6 protein-coding genes are annotated in these 5,352 nt (G+C 71.7%); all 6 read left to right on the top strand.

Annotation, left to right across the window (positions count from 1 at the left end; all coding sequences use genetic code 11):
- Positions 1-936: carbohydrate ABC transporter permease (locus AB0J52_RS25900; protein WP_500184857.1), on the top strand; the 936-nt coding region annotated here is incomplete at its 5' end.
- Positions 933-1,814, top strand: coding sequence for a carbohydrate ABC transporter permease (locus tag AB0J52_RS25895; RefSeq protein ID WP_500184856.1), 882 nt, complete (start codon positions 933-935; stop codon positions 1,812-1,814). The genes AB0J52_RS25900 and AB0J52_RS25895, both read left to right, overlap by 4 nt.
- Positions 1,811-3,190 (top strand): GH1 family beta-glucosidase, encoded by a 1,380-nt coding sequence (locus AB0J52_RS25890; RefSeq protein WP_500184855.1) that lies wholly within the window; start codon positions 1,811-1,813, stop codon positions 3,188-3,190. The genes AB0J52_RS25895 and AB0J52_RS25890 overlap by 4 nt, the downstream gene beginning before the upstream one ends.
- A gap of 40 nt (positions 3,191-3,230) precedes the next feature.
- Positions 3,231-4,241: a LacI family DNA-binding transcriptional regulator gene (locus tag AB0J52_RS25885; protein WP_500184859.1), complete on the top strand. Its 1,011-nt coding sequence runs from the start codon at positions 3,231-3,233 to the stop codon at positions 4,239-4,241.
- A 333-nt stretch (positions 4,242-4,574) separates the two neighbouring features.
- Positions 4,575-4,946 (top strand): DurN family substrate-assisted peptide maturase, encoded by a 372-nt coding sequence (locus tag AB0J52_RS25880; protein ID WP_500184854.1) that lies wholly within the window; start codon positions 4,575-4,577, stop codon positions 4,944-4,946.
- A gap of 44 nt (positions 4,947-4,990) precedes the next feature.
- A complete protein-coding gene (locus AB0J52_RS25875; protein ID WP_500184853.1) occupies positions 4,991-5,224 on the top strand; it encodes a cinnamycin family lantibiotic in 234 nt (77 codons plus the stop codon).
- Positions 5,225-5,352 lie beyond the last annotated feature (128 nt).

Raw genomic sequence — 5,352 nt, 5'->3', positions numbered from 1 at the left:
CCGGTCGACCGGGCGGGCGGGACGCCCCGCAACGAGCGCCGGCGGGCGTGGCTCGCCCGGCTCGACCTGAAGGCCAGCCCGTACGCCTTCGTCGCGCCGTTCTTCGTCGTCTTCCTGTTGTTCGGCGGCTACCCGCTCGTCTACACGCTGTGGGTGTCGCTGCACGACTGGGGGCTGGCGTCGGGGACGCGCGAGTGGGCGGGGTTCGGCAACTACAGCTACCTGTTCGGCGACGACCAGTTCTGGCACGCGCTGGTGAACACGCTCGGGATCTTCGTGCTCTCGACCGTCCCGCAGCTGCTGCTGGCGCTGCTGCTCGCCAACACGCTGAACCGGCGGATGCGGGCCGCGACGGTCTTCCGGATCGGGGTGGTCGCGCCGCTGATCACCTCGATGGCCGCGGTCGCGATCGTGTTCGGCCAGCTGTTCGACACGCACTACGGCTTCATCAACTGGATCCTGCACACCGACATCGAGTGGCACACGAACCGCCTCTGGTCGTGGACGGCGATCTCGGTGATGGTCGACTGGCGCTGGACGGGCTACAACGCGCTGATCTTCCTGGCCGCGATGCAGGCGATCCCGAAGGACCTGTACGAGGCCGCCGCGATCGACGGCGCGTCCCGGATGCGGCAGTTCTGGCAGATCACCGTGCCGCTGCTGCGCCCGACGATCCTGTTCACGGTGATCATCTCCACCATCGGCGGGCTGCAGCTGTTCACCGAGCCGGTGCTGTTCGCCAACGACACGGCCAACAGGATGGACGGCGGGGCCACGCACCAGTTCCAGACGCTGACGCTCTACATGTACGACAACGCGTTCGGGCACGACCGGTACGGCTACGGCGCGGCGATCGCCTGGGTGCTGTTCCTGCTCATCATCGTGTTCTCCCTGCTGAACTTCCTGTTCATCCGGCGTGCGGGAGGCACCCGATGACGATCCCCGCTCCCCTGTCCCGGCCCGCGCGCACGACCGCGCGGCGGCTGCACGGCCTCTGGGACGCCAGCCCGCTGACGTACCTGACGCTGCTCGCCGCGGTGGCGCTGTCGGTGGCCCCCATCTACTGGATGTTCGTGGTGGCGACGCGCACCAACGACGTCGTCGCGGACGTCCCGCCGCCGGTGCTGCCGGGCGGGCATCTCGGCTCCAACGTGAACCGGCTGTTCGACAACCCGGACGCCTACTTCGCCAAGGGCCTGCTGAACTCGGTGCTCGTGTCGTCCTGCGTGACGGTCTCGACCGTCTTCTTCGCCTCGCTGGCCGGGTTCGCGTTCGCCAAGCTGCGCTTCCGCGGCCGCAACGCGCTGCTGCTCACGATCGTGGCGACGATGATGATCCCCGTGCAGATGGGGATCATCCCGCTCTACATGATCATGGTGAAGCTGGGCTGGCAGAACCACCTGCAGGCGGTGGTCGTCCCGTTCCTGGTCACCGGGTTCGGGGTGTTCATGATGCGGCAGTACGCCGACCAGGCCGTCCCGGACGAGCTGGTCGAGGCCGCCCGCGTGGACGGCTGCACCACCTTCGGCGTGTACTGGCGGGTCGTCCTGCCGGCGCTGCGCCCGGCGGCGGGCGTGCTCGGCCTGTTCACGTTCATGCAGACCTGGAACGAGTTCATGTGGCCGCTGGCGGTGCTCACCCCGGAGAACCCGACCGTCCAGCTGTCGATCAACAACCTGGCCAACGCCCACTTCAACGACTACACGCTCATGTTCGCCGGCACGGCGGTCGCGGTGCTGCCGCTGCTGCTGGTGTTCGTGGCGTTCGGCCGCCAGATCATCGGAGGGATCATGGAAGGCGCGATCAAGGCATGAACGGCGGCGCGGACTTCCCGGAGGGATTCCGGTGGGGCGCGGCCACGGCCGCGTACCAGGTCGAGGGGGCCACGGAGGCGGACGGCCGGGTGCCGTCGATCTGGGACACCTTCGTCCGCAGGCCCGGCACGGTGCTGGGCGGCGACACCGGCGACGTCGCGGTGGACCACTTCCACCGGTTCCGCGAGGACGTCGGGATCATGCGCGACCTCGGGCTGACGGCGTACCGGTTCTCGGTGGCCTGGCCCCGTGCGCACGCGGGCGGCGGGCAGGGGCTGGCGTTCTACGACCGGCTGGTGGACGCCCTGCTGGACGCGGGGATCGAACCGTGGCCCACGCTCTACCACTGGGACCTCCCGCAGGAGCTGGAGGACGCGGGCGGCTGGCCCGAACGCGACACCGCGTACCGGTTCGCCGACTACGCGGCCCAGGTGCACGGCGTCCTCGGCGACCGGGTGCGGAACTGGCTGACGGTGAACGAGCCGTGGTGCGCGGCGTTCCTCGGGTACGCCTCCGGCGACCACGCGCCCGGACGGCGGGAGCCCGCCGCCGCGCTGCACGCCGCCCACCACCTGATGCTCGGGCACGGGCTCGCCGTCCAGGCGATGCGCGCGCAGCGTCCGGAGAACCGGTTCGGCGCGGCCGTGAACCTGTACGCGGTGTCGCCCGCGTCGGACGCGGAGGCCGACGTGGACGCGGCGCGCCGCGTGGACGGCCTCCAGAACCGGTTCTTCCTCGACCCGCTGCTGCTCGGCCGCTACCCCGAGGACGTGCTGGCCGACGTGGAGCACCTCGGCTTCGCCCCGCCGGACGCCGACCTGGAGACCGTCCACCAGCCGATCGAGCACCTCGGCATCAACTACTACTCGCGGCACACCGTCAGCGGGGACCCCGACTCGGCGCCGCAGGCGGCCTCGTCCCCGTTCGCCGAGCACTCGCCGTGGGTCGGCAGCGGGCACGTGCGGTTCCCGTCCACCGGGCGGCCGGTGACCGGGATGGGCTGGGAGATCGACCCGTCCGGGCTGACGGAGGTGCTGGTCAGGCTGCACCGCGAGTACCCGGCGGTGGACCTGTGCGTCACCGAGAACGGCGCCGGCTACCAGGAGGAGGCGGCCAACGGAACGGTCCACGACGCCGAGCGGATCGACTACCTCGACGGGCACCTGCGCGCCTGCCACGACGCGATCGCCGCGGGCGTCCCGCTTCGCGGCTACTTCACGTGGTCGCTGCTGGATAATTTCGAGTGGGCGTGGGGGTACTCCCGGCGCTTCGGGCTGGTTCACGTCGACTACGCCACGTTGCGCCGCGCGCCCAAGGACAGCGCGCGCTGGTACGCGGAGGTGATCCGCCGGGGCGGGCTCGCGGAGCGCGGGTAGCAGGAGCGCGGGGAGCAGGGTGGAACGGGAGGCGGGCGGGATGGCCGGACGGGGAACACGCCCCACCCTGGAGGAGGTCGCGGCCCTGGCCGGCGTCGGCCGGGGCACGGTCTCGCGGGTGATCAACGGCTCGCCGCGGGTCAGCCCCCGGGCCCGCGACGCGGTGCTCGCGGCGATCGAGGAGCTCGGGTACGTCCCGAACCGGGCCGCCCGCGCCCTGGTCACCCGGCGGACCGAGACGGTCGCGCTGGTCGTCGCCGAGTCCGAGCTGCGGCTGTTCGACGAGCCGTTCTTCGCGGGCATGATCCGCGGCGTCAGCGCCGCGCTGAACGAGACCGGCCTGCAGCTGCTGCTCGCCCTCGCCCGCTCCCCCGCCGAGTACGAGCGGCTGGAGCAGTACCTCACCCCGCAGCACGTGGACGGCGTGCTGCTCACCTCCCTGCACGCCGAGGACCCGCTGCCCGGACGGCTGGAGGCGAGCGGCGTGCCGACCGTCCTCGGCGGCCGCCCGCCCGGCCTCGAGCCGGTCTCGTACGTGGACGTCGACAACCGCAGCGGCGCCCGGCAGGCCGTGGAGCACCTGGTCGGCCGGGGCCGCCGCCGCATCGCCACCATCGCCGGGCCGCAGGACATGGGCGTCGGCATCGACCGGCTGACCGGCTACCGCGCGGCGCTCGCCGAGGCCGGGCTGCCCGAGCTGGTCGTGCACGGCGACTTCAGCGAGGCCAGCGGGATCGCCGCGACCGAGGAGCTGCTCGCGCTCGACCCCGGCCTCGACGCGATCTTCGCGGCGGACGACCCGATGGCGCTCGGCGCGATGCGGGTGCTGCGGCGGCACGGGCGGACCGTCCCGGCGGACGTGGCCGTGGTCGGCTTCGAGGACTCGCCGTCGGCGGTGCTCGCCGATCCGCCGCTCACCACCGTCCACCAGTCCGCCGAGGAGATGGGCCGCGAGATGACCCGGCTGCTGCTGGCCCGGGTCAACGGCGAGCCGCTGGACCAGCCGGTCGTGATCCTCCCGCCGCACCTGGTCGTCCGCGCCTCCACCTGACCCGCCCGCCCCCCGCCGCGCCTGACGCGCGCCGGCGGGCCGCGCCTCTCCCACGCACTCCGTCGCGCCCTCCCCGGCCTCGCCGCGGGAGGGCGCCGCCGTGTCCGGCACCGGCCCGATAAAAGCGGACCAACACCGCAGACCCGTGAATCCACGAACTGCTCGACAATTCGCGAGTGAAACATCGTCACCCGCGAGAAAAACCTCCCCCACCCATCCCTTCACCCGTGTCATCGGCCGTTGTTAATCTGGCGCTCGGCCCAGGGAGAACGGGCCGGAAAAGCCAATCGAAGGCCCTGCGGAAGACGACGCCGGCAGACCTCGGGAGACGCGATGTGGAGCACCGGGCCGAAGCCGCCCAGCGATGTCAGCAAGCACCGGCACATCTACACCGTCCGGCAGATCCAGCATCTGCTGGTGGTGTGCTCGCTGCTCAAGAAGGACGGCCCGCTGGCCCGGGTGCTGGCCACCGCCCTCGAACTCGACCCGCTCCCGATGGCCGCGCGGACCGCGCCGGTGCCGAGCGTGCACCCGCAGGCCACCAAGGACTGGCTGGAGTCCTTCTGGGACCCGGCCGCCCTGACCCCCGACGAAGTGGAGGTCGCCGCCTGGCAGAACAACATCACCGAGATGGTGACCGCCGTGGAGGAGATCCACGCCATCGAGAAGCTCATTGGAATTCGGCTGACCACCGAGAAGAGTTAGCCGGAAAAATTCGCAATACGCGAAACACACACAGGAGGAAAACCATGGCCCCCACTTCCATTCTCCGGTACGCCGCCGCCGACGCCGACTTCCGCACCGAGCTGCTGGAGCGGCCCGCCGACTTCGGCGTCACCTCGGTCCCCGCGGGCGTCGAGCAGCCCGACGCGGAGTCCCTGGGCTACTGGACCGAGGGCGTCGCAGCGGTGGACGTCTACGCCTGCGCGTCGACCTGCAGCACCGGCCCGCTGACGTTCATCTGCGACGGCACCACCAAGTGACGCCTGACCGGCGCGTCCGTGGCGGCGCGCCGGCCCGTCACCCCCTGGCCCGCGGTCTGACCCGCGCGGCCGAGTGAGAAGGCGGTGGGCCGGCCCTGGGCCGGCCCACCGTCCCCCCCCCACCGCCC

Source organism: Spirillospora sp. NPDC049652 (genome assembly GCF_040675125.1).
Taxonomy (GTDB): domain Bacteria; phylum Actinomycetota; class Actinomycetes; order Streptosporangiales; family Streptosporangiaceae; genus Spirillospora.
The sequence above is the reverse complement of the archived record's forward strand: the minus strand, read 5'-3'. Positions and strand labels throughout refer to the sequence as shown.

Bases quoted from the DNA above. Each gene is read 5' to 3' on its own strand.
- AB0J52_RS25890 (WP_500184855.1), top strand. From the start codon at position 1,811: ATGAACGGCGGCGCGGACTTCCCGGAGGGATTCCGGTGGGGCGCGGCC.
- AB0J52_RS25895 (WP_500184856.1), top strand. From the start codon at position 933: ATGACGATCCCCGCTCCCCTGTCCCGGCCCGCGCGCACGACCGCGCGG.
- AB0J52_RS25875 (WP_500184853.1), top strand. From the start codon at position 4,991: ATGGCCCCCACTTCCATTCTCCGGTACGCCGCCGCCGACGCCGACTTC.
- AB0J52_RS25880 (WP_500184854.1), top strand. From the start codon at position 4,575: ATGTGGAGCACCGGGCCGAAGCCGCCCAGCGATGTCAGCAAGCACCGG.
- AB0J52_RS25885 (WP_500184859.1), top strand. From the start codon at position 3,231: ATGGCCGGACGGGGAACACGCCCCACCCTGGAGGAGGTCGCGGCCCTG.